This window comes from Acidovorax sp. GW823-FHT05D11, assembly GCF_058795695.1.
On the sequence record NZ_CM179502.1, the window covers coordinates 4383584 to 4396550 of the forward strand.

Annotated in this window: 14 protein-coding genes; 7 read left to right on the forward strand and 7 right to left on the reverse strand. The window is 65.1% G+C overall.

Annotated elements, in window-relative coordinates; translation table 11 throughout:
- Positions 1–69 precede the first annotated feature (69 nt).
- From AC3RCE_RS20145 to AC3RCE_RS20170, 6 genes are all read left to right on the forward strand, one after another.
- Complete coding sequence (locus AC3RCE_RS20145; RefSeq protein WP_492253793.1) at positions 70–885, forward strand: oxidoreductase; 816 nt, start codon at positions 70–72, stop codon at positions 883–885.
- Positions 886–1187: 302 nt separating this feature from the next.
- Positions 1188–1649 (forward strand): methyltransferase family protein, encoded by a 462-nt coding sequence (locus tag AC3RCE_RS20150; RefSeq protein ID WP_492253794.1) that lies wholly within the window; start codon positions 1188–1190, stop codon positions 1647–1649.
- A gap of 144 nt (positions 1650–1793) precedes the next feature.
- Positions 1794–1916 (forward strand): hypothetical protein, encoded by a 123-nt coding sequence (locus AC3RCE_RS20155; protein WP_492253795.1) that lies wholly within the window; start codon positions 1794–1796, stop codon positions 1914–1916.
- 552 nt (positions 1917–2468) lie between these two features.
- Positions 2469–3410: an RNA polymerase sigma factor RpoH gene (gene rpoH, locus AC3RCE_RS20160; RefSeq protein WP_218295936.1), complete on the forward strand. Its 942-nt coding sequence runs from the start codon at positions 2469–2471 to the stop codon at positions 3408–3410.
- A 114-nt stretch (positions 3411–3524) separates the two neighbouring features.
- Positions 3525–4547 (forward strand): Bug family tripartite tricarboxylate transporter substrate binding protein, encoded by a 1023-nt coding sequence (locus AC3RCE_RS20165; protein WP_492253796.1) that lies wholly within the window; start codon positions 3525–3527, stop codon positions 4545–4547.
- Between the two features lie 251 nt (positions 4548–4798).
- On the forward strand, positions 4799–5401 hold the full coding sequence (locus AC3RCE_RS20170) for a Crp/Fnr family transcriptional regulator (protein WP_492253797.1): 603 nt from the start codon (positions 4799–4801) through the stop codon (positions 5399–5401).
- Between the two features lie 18 nt (positions 5402–5419).
- Here the strand turns inward: AC3RCE_RS20170 and AC3RCE_RS20175 are convergent, their stop codons facing one another.
- From AC3RCE_RS20175 to AC3RCE_RS20200, 6 genes are all read right to left on the reverse strand, one after another.
- Positions 5420–7138 (reverse strand): putative bifunctional diguanylate cyclase/phosphodiesterase, encoded by a 1719-nt coding sequence (locus AC3RCE_RS20175; RefSeq protein WP_492253798.1) that lies wholly within the window; start codon positions 7136–7138, stop codon positions 5420–5422.
- A gap of 389 nt (positions 7139–7527) precedes the next feature.
- Positions 7528–8145 carry an SCO family protein gene (locus AC3RCE_RS20180; protein ID WP_218295940.1) on the reverse strand — a complete coding sequence of 206 codons (618 nt, stop codon included), beginning with the start codon at positions 8143–8145 and terminating at the stop codon, positions 7528–7530.
- Between the two features lie 8 nt (positions 8146–8153).
- On the reverse strand, positions 8154–9056 hold the full coding sequence (gene cyoE / locus AC3RCE_RS20185; protein ID WP_218295941.1) for a heme o synthase: 903 nt from the start codon (positions 9054–9056) through the stop codon (positions 8154–8156).
- The gene (locus AC3RCE_RS20190) at positions 9053–10231 is read right to left on the reverse strand and encodes a COX15/CtaA family protein (protein ID WP_218295942.1); all 1179 of its coding nucleotides are present in this window, start codon (positions 10229–10231) and stop codon (positions 9053–9055) included. Before AC3RCE_RS20190 ends, cyoE begins: the two co-directional genes overlap by 4 nt.
- Positions 10231–10974, reverse strand: a complete 744-nt coding sequence (locus AC3RCE_RS20195; protein ID WP_492253799.1) for a redox-active disulfide-containing membrane protein — start codon at positions 10972–10974, stop codon at positions 10231–10233. Before AC3RCE_RS20195 ends, AC3RCE_RS20190 begins: the two co-directional genes overlap by 1 nt.
- Complete coding sequence (locus AC3RCE_RS20200; RefSeq protein WP_492253800.1) at positions 10916–11689, reverse strand: SURF1 family protein; 774 nt, start codon at positions 11687–11689, stop codon at positions 10916–10918. The genes AC3RCE_RS20195 and AC3RCE_RS20200 overlap by 59 nt, the downstream gene beginning before the upstream one ends.
- Before the next feature lie 15 nt (positions 11690–11704).
- On the opposite strand from AC3RCE_RS20200, the gene AC3RCE_RS20205 reads away from it, so the two are divergent.
- Positions 11705–11926, forward strand: a complete 222-nt coding sequence (locus AC3RCE_RS20205; protein WP_218295945.1) for a twin transmembrane helix small protein — start codon at positions 11705–11707, stop codon at positions 11924–11926.
- Positions 11927–12041: 115 nt separating this feature from the next.
- On the opposite strand, the gene AC3RCE_RS20210 is transcribed toward AC3RCE_RS20205, so the two are convergent.
- Entirely contained in the window at positions 12042–12923 is an 882-nt protein-coding gene (locus AC3RCE_RS20210) for a cytochrome c oxidase subunit 3 (protein WP_218339571.1), read from the reverse strand.
- Positions 12924–12967: the final 44 nt, after the last annotated feature.

Consider the following 12967-nt stretch of genomic DNA (forward strand, 5'->3'; position numbering starts at 1 on the left):
GGGCTGATGCTCGGCCTCACTAAAGAAACGTCCATCCCTCTGAAAGTAAAGAAAACGGAAGCAGTCCCTATGAATACGACTAATCCTGGCGTCGCCCTGGTGACCGGCGCATCCTCTGGCATCGGTCTCGCCACTGCCAAAGCCTTGCGGAATGCGGGCTTTCGGGTGTTCGGAACGAGCCGCCGCGCCGTCGCGGAGAGAACCGACGGTATTACGATGCTGGCCTGTGACGTTACCGACGATGGGTCCGTGGCGAAACTGGTCGAGCGGGTCCTGGCCGAGGCCGGCCGCATCGATCTGCTCGTCAACAATGCCGGCATGGGTTTGCTTGGCGCCGCAGAGGAGTCCTCGACGGCCCAGGCGCAGGCGCTATTCGACGTCAATGTCTTCGGGGTTCTACGCGTGACCAGGGCGGTGCTACCGGCCATGCGCCAGCAGAGAAAAGGCAGAATCATCAATGTGAGTTCGGTGCTGGGCTTGATCCCGGCTCCCTATTCCGCCGTGTATGCGTCGACCAAGCATGCCATTGAAGGCTATTCTGAATCGCTTGACCACGAGCTTCGCACCTTTGGCATTCGTGTCGTGTTGGTCGAACCCGCCTATACAAGGACGGCATTTGAAGACAACCTCGCCAAGCCAGACCTATTGCTTGACATCTATGACGCCACGCGCGCCAGCATGGATGCGATCAATAAGAAAGCGATAGAAGCCGGCGACGCCCCGGAAGTCGTCGCCGGGACGATTGTCGAAGCGGCGACCACGATCGTTCCAAAGACACGCTACGCGGCGGGAAAAATGGCGCGACGGGTCAGTCTCCTGCGCCGTTTCGTCCCTGAATCCGCGTTCGACAAGAGTCTTCGAAAGCAGTACGGATTGCCGGTCTGACAACGATGAACATCCCGCTCATCGAGGCCTCCGAGGTGATCGCCGAACTAATTGCCGCATGGGCCGAATAGAGGATCACCGGTGCCGGGCGAAGTCCGGACAGTGGAAAATGTCGCGCTATGGATTCTGTGCACAAATCGCGCGGCAAGTGGGGGCTGCGGATGGGGACGGGCTGCAAGGAGCAAAATGCAGCAATAGCCGCAGCTATTGCGAGTATCTGCAACGAGCGGACTGTTCGGGACCGCTGATGCAACGCTGCAATGATTCGTGCAAAAGGCTCCTCGGCCTCAACATGGAGTGTGATGAGCGTGCTTGAACTGAAGGTTCCTCCCCCCATCGTGGCGCTTGCCCTGGCGCTCCTTATGTGGCTGACACCTGCCATCGCGGGCCTTGTGCAGTTGTCCTATGCTACCCGCTTGGTCTGCGCCGTCGTTTTGGTGTGTGTTGGCCAAGGCATCAGCATCGCCGGAATCATTGCGTTTCGGCGCGCCAAGACCACTGTGAACCCGGTTAAGGCAAGCTTGGCATCCTCCTTGGTCATCCGGGGCGTGTACCGCTATACACGCAACCCCATGTATGTCGGGCTCTTGCTTGCCCTTTTTGCGTGGGCAGTTTTTCTGGCGAATCCGCTCGCAGTCCTATGGGTTGTCGTTTTCGTGTCTTACATCACTCGGTTCCAGATCATTCCGGAAGAACGCGTTTTGACATCTCTGTTTGGGGCAGAGTACGAGGCGTACAAAGCAAGGGTACGCAGATGGATATGAGGTCTAACGAGACTGGCAGCCCTTTCGAATCACTCTGGATTTGAGTTGCCCTCAGAAGATTGGGAGTGCGACCCACTTTGAGATCACCCAAGCAACCCGCGAACGATCAGCGACTAGCGCGCGGTGCATCCAATTAAGACCACGTTGAACACCAAGTCGGCCGACGGCGCCATGCTCTGGTACATGCGCGCGGTGGCCATTCAGGACGGGCGCATACAACGACCGGTGTTGGCGGATGCCGCCGTTCAGGTACTAGACCCTCAATGACTCAGATCAGCCTAAAGCTGTCCGATCGCGACTCGTCCACTTGCACGCACTGTCACTCCTTTGCCACACGAACAAGCAACCCGTAGGAAACGGGTAGGGGTGCCGTTGCTCCCAGTTCTTGGGCCGGCAACGATAGGGGAAATTTCTCACCAATTTCCTCCCAATGATTGACCTGAGAAAGCAAGCACTCACAAACAATATGCATTCACCTGGTGGCTAGGTCGCATTGCGGAGCAATCAACACGATTCGCGGCTCTAAGGAGTGGGGCAAAATTCCTGAAATTTGCTTAAAAAGAAGGCAAAGAAGATAGGCAAAACGTCACCAGGAAGAAATTTCCCATTGAAAATCAAATAGTTACGCGATTTCCTCGCACCCTAAAAGTACAAAACTCAATGAGAAAAATACAAAACTCGAGTGGAATCGACAGAAATCGGCAACCACGACCGTCGAGAAAGGTGCCTCCCACCCCGAACAACCGGAGGGGAACTCCGGGTTTAGCACTCACTCATAGAGAGTGCTAACATCATGGCTTAGAGGAAAGGATTCCCGGAATGAACATTCAATCTGGAACCGCGACGACGACTTTGGCGCCCGCCAACCCCTGGGCGCTGGTGCCCCCGCTGGGCAATCTGGATGCCTACATTTCCGCTGTCAACCGCCTGCCGCTGCTCACCCACGAAGAAGAGCAGACGTACGCACGCCAGCTCAAGGACCACAACGACCTGGACGCCGCCGGACGGCTGGTGATGTCGCACCTGCGCCTCGTGGTGTCGATTGCGCGCCAGTACCTGGGCTACGGCCTGCCGCATGGCGACCTGATCCAGGAAGGCAACGTCGGCCTGATGAAGGCCGTGAAGCGTTTCGACCCCGACCAGGGCGTGCGCCTCGTGAGCTATGCCATGCACTGGATCAAGGCCGAGATCCACGAATACATCCTGAAGAACTGGCGCATGGTCAAGGTCGCGACGACCAAGGCACAGCGCAAGCTGTTCTTCAACCTGCGCTCGATGAAGCAGGGCTTCAAGGCCGATGCTTCCGCCGCGGATGCCGCGACGCACCGGGACACGCTGTCCGAGCAGGAAATCGACACCGTGGCCGCGCAGCTCAACGTGAAGCGTGAAGAAGTCATCGAGATGGAAACCCGCATGTCCGGTGGCGACGTGCTGCTCGACCCTGCACCTTCGGACGATGGCGAACAGGCGTTTGGCCCCATTGCCTTCCTGGCCGATGCCTCGCATGAGCCCACCGCCATGATCGAGTCGCGCCAGCGCGATGCGCTCGCCACCGACGGCATCGCCACGGCGCTGGACAGCCTGGACGCGCGCAGCCGCCGCATCGTGGAAGAGCGCTGGCTCAAGGTCAACGACGACGGCACGGGCGGCATGACGCTGCATGAACTGGCCGCGGTCTATGGCGTGAGCGCCGAGCGCATCCGCCAGATCGAGGTGGCCGCCATGAAGAAGATGAAGAAGGCGCTGGCCGAGTACGCCTGAATGCCCGCGGGGGCGCGTTAATATCCCGCTTGTGCAGAAGTTGCCTCGAGGGGCCCCAGTTCTGGGGCCCCTTGTCGTTATGGCCCCGAACTTTTTTTGGAGGAGACCCACCCCATGTCACGCCCCGTTTCCCGCCGCGCATCGCTGCTGATCGCCCTGGCCGCCGCATCCCCCTGGGCACTCGCCCAGAACACCGCCAGGCCTTCGGCCCCCGCCGCGGCCGCGCAGGTCTGGCCGAACAAGCCGCTGAAGATCATCGTGGGCTTTCCGGCCGGCACCTCGCCCGACCTCACCGCGCGCGCTTTCTCGGAACCCCTGTCCAAGGCCCTGGGCCAGCCGGTGATCGTGGAAAACAAGGTGGGGGCAGGCGGCAACATCGGCGCCGACGCGGTGGCCAAGGCGCGTGATGACCACACCATCGGCCTGATGATCAACGGCAACATGACCATCGCCAAGATGATCAACCCTGCCGTGCCCTACGATCCGCTCAAGGACCTGGCGCCGCTCAGCCTCATCGGCACGTCGCCCCTGGTGCTGACCGCGCCCGTCACGCAGCCGGGCGTACCCGCCAACAGCGACGCGCGCGACTTCTTCGTGGCGGCGCGCAACGGCGGCGACAAATGGAGCTATGGCACGCCGGGCGTGGGCACCGTGGGCCACATCGGCACCGAGCTGCTGAAGTCGCGCAGCAACATCAACCCCGTGCACGTCCCGTATCCGGGCTACCCGCAAGTCGCCAATGCCATGCTGGGCGGCCAGCTGCAGATGGCGCTGCTGCCCCCGGCGCTCGCCCAGGCCCAGGTGCGCGCCGGCAAGCTGCGCGCCATCGGCGTCACCTCGGCGGGCCGCAGCCCGCTGGCACCCGATATCCCGAGCCTGTCGGAAGCCGGTATCCGGGGCTTCAACCTGGAAATCTGGAATGCGTTTGCCGCGCCGGCCACGATGCCCAAGCCACTGCAGGCCAAGCTGGCCGCCGTGATCAGCGAGATCGCCCGCAGCGAAGACATGCGCAACAAGCTCTTTCAGCAGGGATGGCAGGTGGCAGGCACCTCGCCCGAGGGGCTGGCCAACCGCATCAAGGCCGACACCAGCCTGCTGGGCGGCGTGATTGCGATGCGCGGGATCAAGGCGGAGTAGAGTCCCACAGGCCATCGGCGGGCGGCATACATTTTGTTGCAGCGCGCCATGAACCCGGGTAAGGTCCATGGATCCTGCCCGGGTTTTTTGTTCCGGGCCCTGCCGCCCCGGAATCCCACGCCCGCATGCCCCATTGCCGTACCACCCCATCCCTGCCTTCCGGTGGCGGGTGCTGCCTCTGCGCAGGACAGCAGCAGTGCCTGCTGGGCCGGCAAGACGAAAAACGGCGCGCTGGCTGGAAGCCCCTTCTGGTGGAGCGTCCGGTGCGCAAGGGCGAGTTGCTGTTGCGGCAGGGGCAATCGGGGCAGAAGACGTTCAAGATCGTCAAGACCGGCATCGTCGTGGTGCTGTGCAGCGGCGAGGACGGCGTGGAGCGGCCGATCGGCCTGTTCGGCGCCGGGCAGCCCCTGGGCTCGACGGCGCTCGTGCAGGAACCGGCCGCCGTGTCCTGCCGGGCGTTGACCGCGGGGCGCATCTGCGAGGTGCCCGTGGAGGCGGTCCTCCAGCAGGGGCTGCTGGATTCCGAGTTGCTGCGGGGGCTTGCGCAAAGCTACGCCCACACGAACGCCCGCCTGGCCGACTGGGCACGCATCGCCCGCATCCGTGGGGTGACGGGGCAGCTGGCGGCCACCCTGCTCCAGCTGGCCAACCTGCAGCGCAGCTCCCTGGTGCGGCTGCCCAGCCACCAGGTGCTGGCCGATCTTCTCTCCACCACCCGGGAAACCATTGCGCGCACGCTGCGCCAGCTCGCGCTGCGCCATGGGCTGGTGCGCCGCGACCGCTGGCATTGTGAAATCCAGCGCGATGTCCTGATCGGGCTGGCGGGCGGCCCGGCGCAACAAACCGGCACCTAGCCTCCGCGCGCGCAGCCCTTACAGAACGGCGGAATCCTCGCTCGCCCGTTGCGCCAGCAGAAGCTGCGCGACGTGGGCTGGCGCCACCGCCCGGGAGTACAGCCACCCCTGGTAGGCATCGCAGCCGTACTGCGCCAGCAGGCCCAGCTGTTCCGCAGTTTCGACCCCTTCGGCCACGACGTGCAAGCCCAGTGTCTTGGCCAGCACGATGATGGCCTGCACGAGGACCGCATCGCCGTTGCTGTGCAGCAGAGGGTGGATGAACTCGCGATCGATCTTGATCCGGGAGACCGGCAAGTGCTTCAGGTACGCCAGGGATGAATGGCCCGTGCCGAAGTCGTCCAGGGCGATGCACACGCCCAGCGCCTGCAGGCGGCACAGCACATCGCGGGCCTGCGCGGGGTCCGCCATGGCCTCGGATTCGGTCACCTCGATCTCCAGCAGGTCGGGCCGCGCGCCATGAAGGGCCAGGCTGCGTTCGATCTGCTCCACCAGGTCGGTCTGGCGCAGCTGCTGCGCGGACAGGTTGATCGCCACGCGCAGCGGCAGGCCCGCCCGGTCCCATTCGGCGATCTGCTGGCACGCCGTGCCGATCACCCACGCACCCACGGCAAGGATCAGGCCCGTCGCCTCCGCCACGGGAATGAAACGGGCCGGGGGAACCTCGCCCAGCTGGGGATCGGTCCACCGCAGCAACGCCTCCACCGCCTGGATGCGGCCGCTGCCCACCTCCACCTGCGGCTGGTAGTGCAGATGGAGCCCGCCGTAGGCCAGGGCCAGCTTGAGGCGCTCGTGCAGTTGCAGCTTCTCCGCCATGCGGGCGCCCAGCGGCGGCTCGTAGAACGCGTAGTTCGCGCGGCCGGACTCCTTGGCGTGGTACATCGCCATGTCGGCATAGCGCATGAGGGTGGGGGCATCCTGCGCGTCCCGCGGGTACACGGCAATTCCCAGGCTCGCGCCGAAATCGAGTTCAAAGCCATGCATCTGAAAGGGCTGGCACAGCGCCGCGAGGACCTGGGCGGCCACCTGTTCCACATCGCGGACCTGCGCGATGTGCGGCAGCAGCACGGTGAATTCGTCCCCACCCAGCCGTGCCAGCGTATCGCCGCCGCGCAGGACACTCTTGAGCCTGCGCGCCACTTCCACAAGCACCCGGTCCCCCGCGGCGTGTCCATAGCCATCGTTGACGGCCTTGAAGTCGTCCAGGTCCAGCACCAGCAGCGCAAAGGAATGGCCGCCAAGCGCCGCTTCGGCAATGGCCTGCTCCAGCCGCTGGCCGAACTGCCAGCGGTTGACCAGGCCGGTCAGGGTGTCGTGCGTGGCCTGGAAGTGCATCTGGGCCTGCAGCCTGCGCACCTCCGAGATGTCGCGCACGAAGGCCACGGCCGTGCCGCCCTGCGCGTCGGTGTAGCCCAGGGCGATATCCACCGGCACGGACCGGCCGTCCTTGCGGGCGATCCACAGATCCCGCCCCATTCCCATGGGCCGGCGCGACGGCGACTGGAAGTAGCTGTCCAGATGGCGTCCATGCGCTTCCCGCAAGGCGGGCTGCAGCAGGAGGCTGACGGGGCTGCCGCACAGCTCATCGGCCGCATAGCCGGAGATGGACTCCATGGCCGCGTTGGCCATGACGATGCGGCCGCCGCGGTCCACCAGCAGGATGCCGTCGGGGGCCGCGTTCGTGGCGGCCAGGATCAGCGCGCCCTCGTCGGCCGGTGAAAGGGGTGCCGCGGCCATCACCCCGGGTCCTTCTTCATTCTTCATCCTTCATCGCGTCGGGCCCGGCCAGGCCCGTCCCCGCCGCCCCGCCACAATGGCAGGCGGTTGCGCCGGGTGGCGTCTACGTACAAGCGCATCGATGCCAGATTCCTTTGAAAAATGGATGTCACCAGAGCACCTTGCCGCGCACGGGGGCAAGGCGCATCGCATGGAGCCATCCGCCAGCGGCGGCACAGGCCCTGGGGCCACTCTAGAGAATCACGCGGGCATTGGCATCCAGATGGCCCCGACCAGGGCCTGCAACTTGCCGCGAATGTGACGTATGTCGCGTTCCTGCCCCCCGGCGTGAGGCAAATCCACGACAAAAAGCCGGAGCAGGCGCCAGCAGCGCCCGGCGGCACATCCGGTCAGCCTGCTTCCGCCAGCAGCGCCTTCACGTCGGACGCCAGGGCCTGCGCTCCGCTGCCATAGCGGTTGTAGACGCGCAAGCGCCCTGCCGGGTCATAGACATAGCTGCCCGCCGAATGGTCCATGGTGTAGCTGGTGGGTGTCTTGCCGTCGACCTTCTTGTAGTAGATCTTGAAGTCCTTGGCGACGGCTGCCAGCTGCTCGGGCGAGCCGTACAGCGCCAGGAAGCTGGGGTCGAAGTTGGCCATGTAGGCCTTGAGCACCTCCGGCGTGTCGCGCTCGGGATCCACCGTCACGAAGATGCCCTGCAGGCGGTCGCCGTCCTTGCCCAGCATCTTCTTGACCTCGGCCAGCTCCTGCATGGAAGTGGGACACACGTCGGGACATTGCGTGAAGCCGAAGAAGACCACCACCACCTTGCCCGCGAAGTCCTTGATGTGGCGCGCCTGGCCGTTGTGGTCGGTCAAGGGGATGTCGCGGGCATAGTCCGCGCCGGTGATGTCCACGCCGCGAAACTCTGCCTTTTTCTCGGAACAGGCACTGAAAATGCCCGCAGCGCTTATGGACAAAGCGGCAAAAGCTATCGTTTTAAGAGCACTTCTTTTGAGCATGGGCATGGTCGGGTTCACAGCACGTAATGGTCCACCAGGAGGGCTGCAAACAGAGCGCTCAGGTGAATGAGGGAAAAGCGGAAGGTCTTGCGCGCCAGCGCGTCCGAGTAGTTGCGCCACAGCGCGAAGCCGTAGCCGCAAAAGCCTGCGCTCAGCACCACGGCGGCGGCCAGGTAGATCCACGAACTCATGCCGTAGACGAAGGGCATCAGGCAGCCCGCGAACAGGATCAGGGTGTACAGGAATACCTGCAGGCGGGTGAACTCGTTGCCATGCGTCACCGGCAGCATGGGCAGGCCGGACTTGCGGTAGTCCTCCACCCGGTACAGGGCCAGCGCCCAGAAGTGGGGAGGCGTCCACAGGAAGATGATGAGGAACAGGATGAGCGCTTCCGGTCCCACATCGTTCGTCATGGCCGCCCAGCCCAGCACGGGGGGCATGGCTCCGGACGCGCCGCCAATCACGATGTTTTGCGGCGTGAGGGGCTTGAGGATCACCGTGTAGACGACCGCATAGCCCACGAAGGTGGCGAACGTGAGCCACATCGTGAGCGGGTTCACCCAGAAATACAGCAGCGCGGACCCCGCCGCGCACAGCACGGCCGAGAACAGCAGCGTCTGCGCGTTGGACAGTTCTCCCTTGGCCGTGGGGCGCCAGGCGGTGCGCTTCATCTTGGCGTCGATACCCTGCTCCACGATGCAGTTGAAAGCGGCTGCCGCGCCGGCCACCAGCCACACGCCCGCGCAGGCCAGGGCCATCAGCCCCAGCTGCGGTGCGGAAGGAAGCCCAGGCACGGCCAGCACCATGCCGATGAGCGCACAAAAGACGATGAGCTGGACCACACGGGGCTTGGTCAGCGCATAGAACTGCGACAGGCGCGAGGGCGGGGAAACAACGGCGGGGGCAGCAGCACTCATGCGGACACTCTCGATGCGCCCGATGGCGCGGAAAACTCTTGGGGCGCGGATGCCGCGCGGCTGGACACCAGGGCCCAGGTCAATACCACCACCAGCGCCGCGGCGCCGCCGGTGTGCAGCACGGCGGCCACCAGCGGCCAGTCCAGAACCACGTTGGACAGGCCCGTGGCCAGCTGCAGCAGCGCAAGCCCCGCCAGCCAGCGGCACTGGGCGGGCAACACGTGCGCCCGCCGAAGGCCCCACCACACGATGCCCAACGCTGCGAGCACTGCATAGGCCATCAACCGGTGCGCATAGTGGATGGCCGTGAGGCCCGCGAAGCTGATGTGGCTGCCATCCTGCAGCATGCCCAGCGCGCGCCAGACCTGGAAACCCTGGCCAAAGTCCATCTCGGGCCACCAGCTCCCCTGGCAGGTGGGAAAGGTGGTGCACGCCAGCACCGCGTAGTTGGTGCTGACCCATCCGCCCAGCACCACTTGCAGGGCCACGAGCACGCTGGTGGCGACCAGGCCCCAGCGCAGCCCCGTCGAGAGGCGCACGGGCGTGCGGCCCTGGGCGCGGTGGGTATGGCGAACCGCCTGCACGCACAGCAGCGCCAGCAGCACCAGCCCCCCGATGAGGTGCAGCGTGACGATGGCTGGAAACAGCTTCATCGTCACCGTCAAGGCGCCAAAGGCCCCCTGCAGGCAGACCCAGAACAGCGTGAAGGTGGGCCACCACGGGCTGACGGGAGGCCCCTCGCCCCCGTCGCGGCGGGCCTTGCGGTGCTGCACCCAGGCCGACACGGTGAGCACGATGATGAGCACGCCCACGCCGGTGGCCAGGTAGCGGTGGATCATCTCGACCCAGGCCTTGCCATGGGTCACGGGGCCGGTGGGCATGGCCTGCTGGGCGGCGGAGATCTCGGTGTGTGCGCCCACGGGGCTGGCGCTGCCGTAGCAGCCCGGCCAGTCAGGACAGCCCAGGCCCGAATCGGTCAGGCGCGTGAAGGCGCCGAACAGCACCAGGTCGAAGGTCAGGAACAGGGTGAGCACGGTCAGCGCCTGCAGGCGCCGCATGGGAGAGCTGCCACGGTTGCGCAGACCGACCCAGGCCAGGGGGCCGAGCGCTATCAGCACGCCCAGCAGCATGAGCCGGGCGATGGGCGCCAGATCGTAGAGCGGCTGGGCGTCCATCACGGCTTTCCGGGGCGTCCGGCTTCATCCCAGGAAGACGACGCGCGCAACAGGCGTTCAAGATCCCGCTTGGCCTTGGCCGCGCCGGCCGTGTCCATCGCCGCAGGAAACCGCATCATCCAGTTGCCCATCGGGTCCACGACATACAGGTGCTCGGCGGACCGATGGCCTTCGGCGGGGGCCAGCCAGGCGCCCAGCGCGGCGCCATCCACCCGCAGCACCGTCGCCTTCTGCAGGGCGGGCGCGAGCTCGGCGGGCACGCTGGCGGCATCATTCACCAGCCAGACCCAGTCCACCCGGTCTTTTTCCTTGCCCAGGCTTTCGCGCAGCTGGCGCTGCAGGTACAGGTGCTTCTGGCAGTCCGCGCCGCAGGCACCGCCCGCCACGCTGACCAGGAGCCACTGCCCCTTCAGAGACGCCAGCGAGACGGCATTGCCGTCCAGCGACGTGGCGTCGACCTGCGGCATGGTGCGCTGGGGGTCGATCAGTTCGCCGTAGTTGCGGCGGCCCTCGGGGCGAACCACGTAGTAGGTGAAATACGAGGCGATGACCGGGGCCGCGCAGATGAGCAGGACGCCGAACATCTTCCATCGCCCATGGCGGGCACGCTGGGCCGTGGCCACGGCGCCGTCCGCCGGAGGCAGCGTGTGCACGGTAAGGCCCAGAGGGTGGTCCCCATGGGCCTCAGGCGGCAGGCTGGCTGCGCGGGCGAATGAAGCGTCGGACGATTTGGAACCAGACATAGAGAAGTGCAATCAGGCCGCAGAGCCCGAACCATTGAAATGCGTAACCGTAATGCTTGTCGACGCCCGCGCCGACCACGGGCCAGTCGCGTTGCAGCCCCTCGCCTGCTTCGCCCGTCTGCAATACCGTGAGGTTGGCGAGCGCAAGACCGGTTTCGGTGCGGAACGCTGCCAGGTCGAGATTTTGCCGGATGCGGGAAGACCCCTGTGCGCTATCGGCCCCCTGGAAGTCATACAGGCGCGAAGGCGGGAGCGCCACGCGGCCCTGCACGCGCACCACCTGGTCCTGCGCGGTCTGCACCCGCGGCAGCTGCGTGCGGTCCTGGAAGTTGCGAGCGGCCCAGCCACGCTGCACCAGCACCACCGCGCCGCGGCCTTCGGCCAACTGCAGCGGTGTCAGCACGAAAAACCCGGGGCGGCCGTGCATCTGGCGGTTGTCAAGGTACACGGTGTGCTCCGGCAGCCACCGGCCTTCCAGCACCACGGCACGGTGCACGAGCGCTGCCGCATCCGGCTGCGCCGCGGCCGCGAGCAGCGTTGGGGCGTCGACGGCGGGCATGCGGCCACGCTCCTCCAGCATGGCTTGCAGGGCCTCCTTCTCCGCGGCGCGCGACAGCTGCCAGCGGCCGAGCGAGGCCGTGGCCAGCATGCCGGCCACCGCAGCAAGGGTGATCAGCCAAAAACGCAGGCCCAGGGGACGACGTGACACTGTCACAGGATAATGTTCTCCATGAAATACCTCGTAGTGGTGGCGTTCATCGCCATTCTGGCCAGCCTGGCCTCCGCCCTGTTCTTCATGATGCGCAATGGCCGCAACGACAAGGCCAAGGGCAGCCACATGGCCAAGGCACTCGCGGTGCGCGTGGGGCTCTCCATCGTGCTCTTCCTGTGCATCCTGGTGGCGTGGAAACTGGGCTACATCCAGCCCACCGGCCTGCCGGCCTCCCGTTGACCGGGGCCATGAAGCGGCAGTGGCCCAAGCCCCCGCATACCCCCTTCTCATCCCGCCCTGGCCCTGCCAACAAAAAAAGCGCCGCGAGGCGCTTTTTTGTTGGCAGCGTGCCTGGTTACATCCAGTAGACCAGCACGTACAGGCCCAGCCACACCACGTCTACGAAGTGCCAGTACCACGCGGCGCCTTCGAAGCCGAAGTGCTTGTCCGCGGTGAAATGTCCCTTCTGCAGGCGCAGCGTGATCACCAGCAGCATCAGCATGCCCAGGAACACGTGAAAACCGTGGAAGCCCGTGAGCATGAAGAACGTGGAGCCGAACACGCCGGAGCTGAGCTTGAGGTTCAGGTCGGTGTAGAGATGGAAGTACTCGTAGCCTTGCACCAGCAGGAACACGAAGCCCAGCAGCACCGTGGCCCACATGAAGCCGATGGTCTTGCCACGGTGGTTTTCGCGCAATGCATGGTGGGCAATGGTCAGCGTCACGCCCGACGTCAGCAGCAGCGCCGTGTTGATGGTGGGCAGCCAGAAGGGGCCCACGGTCTGGAAGGGTTCGACGATGCCGGCCGGCGAGGCGGTGGCACCGGCGGCAAGGCTGGGCCAGACCGCCTTGAAATCGGGCCACAGCAGCGCGTTGTCCAGGCTGCCCAGGGCGGGCACCGAGTGCGAACGCGCCCACCACAGTGCCGTGAAGAACGCGCCGAAGAACATCACTTCCGAGAAGATGAACCAGCTCATGCTCCAGCGGTACGACAGGTCGATCTTGTGGCCGTACAGGCCGCCTTCGCTCTCGCGCACCGCATCGCCGAACCACTGGTACAGCGTGAACAGCCACCACACCAGGCCCAGTGCCAGGGAATACTTGCCCCAGTCGTGGCCATTGATCCACTGGCCCGCGCCCAGAATGACGAAGAACAGACCGGTTGCCGCCATCACCGGATGACGCGACTCTGCGGGTACATAGTAGTACGGGGTTCCGCCGTGGGTTGATGCACTCATTTCAGCTCCTGACTCTCAAAATCTTTGTTTTCGGCTTTGTTGTT

Bases quoted from the DNA above. Each gene is read 5' to 3' on its own strand.
- AC3RCE_RS20175 (WP_492253798.1), bottom strand. From the start codon at position 7,138: ATGGCCGCGGCACCCCTTTCACCGGCCGACGAGGGCGCGCTGATCCTG.
- AC3RCE_RS20205 (WP_218295945.1), top strand. From the start codon at position 11,705: ATGAAATACCTCGTAGTGGTGGCGTTCATCGCCATTCTGGCCAGCCTG.
- AC3RCE_RS20210 (WP_218339571.1), bottom strand. From the start codon at position 12,923: ATGAGTGCATCAACCCACGGCGGAACCCCGTACTACTATGTACCCGCA.
- AC3RCE_RS20165 (WP_492253796.1), top strand. From the start codon at position 3,525: ATGTCACGCCCCGTTTCCCGCCGCGCATCGCTGCTGATCGCCCTGGCC.
- AC3RCE_RS20180 (WP_218295940.1), bottom strand. From the start codon at position 8,145: ATGCCCATGCTCAAAAGAAGTGCTCTTAAAACGATAGCTTTTGCCGCT.
- AC3RCE_RS20150 (WP_492253794.1), top strand. From the start codon at position 1,188: ATGAGCGTGCTTGAACTGAAGGTTCCTCCCCCCATCGTGGCGCTTGCC.
- cyoE (WP_218295941.1), bottom strand. From the start codon at position 9,056: ATGAGTGCTGCTGCCCCCGCCGTTGTTTCCCCGCCCTCGCGCCTGTCG.
- rpoH (WP_218295936.1), top strand. From the start codon at position 2,469: ATGAACATTCAATCTGGAACCGCGACGACGACTTTGGCGCCCGCCAAC.
- AC3RCE_RS20145 (WP_492253793.1), top strand. From the start codon at position 70: ATGAATACGACTAATCCTGGCGTCGCCCTGGTGACCGGCGCATCCTCT.
- AC3RCE_RS20195 (WP_492253799.1), bottom strand. From the start codon at position 10,974: ATGTCTGGTTCCAAATCGTCCGACGCTTCATTCGCCCGCGCAGCCAGC.
- AC3RCE_RS20190 (WP_218295942.1), bottom strand. From the start codon at position 10,231: ATGGACGCCCAGCCGCTCTACGATCTGGCGCCCATCGCCCGGCTCATG.